An 885-nucleotide genomic window follows, 5' to 3' on the forward strand; every position below is an offset into this window, starting at 1 on the left:
TACTAATGCTCAAAATGATAGAAATTTTGTTTGTTTAGATGAGTCAAGCAAAAATGTACCTGTGATCAGAGTGAGTGACTTAACACATGAAAATCTGAGAAACTTTCATTTTGGAAATCTGGTGGAATTGGAAAAATCAAACGCAGTCAAGGCAAATAAGGTGATAGTAAAACCAATACAGGTTCTAGGTTCTGATGCAAAAGAAGATTTCGACCTTGATTGGTTGGACGAACAAGTAGTGGTTTCAAAGGGAGATCGTATAAGAGGAAAGCAGGATGACCCAAAAAAGATTCTTGGGTTTTTTGTTATAGATGCAGATCCATCTTCGGAAGCATGGATTGTTGACAAGGGCACGCAAGTTGAGATATCTGATAAAATCCCAGAGAATTTTATCGGCATGATTACAAGTGGTGGGAACTTGAATAGTGTTATACCTGTTGTACAACGAATCAAGGACAATGATTTTGAGGCAACAATATCTGCAATTGAGGTGTATGATAACTGTATGAAAATAATGATGTATGTGAAAGACAGTATTGTACACCAGGAAGACCAGACTAGTGGATTATGTACACCTACACTCAGGATGTGGGATGATCTTGGAAATGAATACAAGTTTAACAGATATGGTGCACGTAGTGGAGGCGGACAGTTTGGAGACTCGTTATGGGGAGGAACAGGCAAACACGTTAATTTTTCAGAAATATCGCTTATTACAACTCCTTCGTTGGACAAAAAAGCCCAAGAATTGAACATAACGATAGAGCAGTTACTCTGGAATGTTAGAAAACACCCTTCACATAATTTAGTACCTACAAAAAAAGGTCACCCAATTGTCATGACGCCAGTATCACAAATGGATGAGAAATATGCGATTCATGGAGG

Annotated in this window: 1 protein-coding gene; it reads left to right on the forward strand. The window is 38.1% G+C overall.

Features of this window, described 5'->3' with window-relative positions; translation table 11 throughout:
- Positions 1-70: 70 nt before the first annotated feature.
- Positions 71-885 (forward strand): hypothetical protein (locus DYY66_RS04245; protein ID WP_166286497.1); only part of this gene is annotated, 815 nt, incomplete at its 3' end.

The organism is Candidatus Nitrosotalea sp. FS, assembly GCF_011319475.1.
Classification (GTDB): domain Archaea; phylum Thermoproteota; class Nitrososphaeria; order Nitrososphaerales; family Nitrosopumilaceae; genus Nitrosotalea.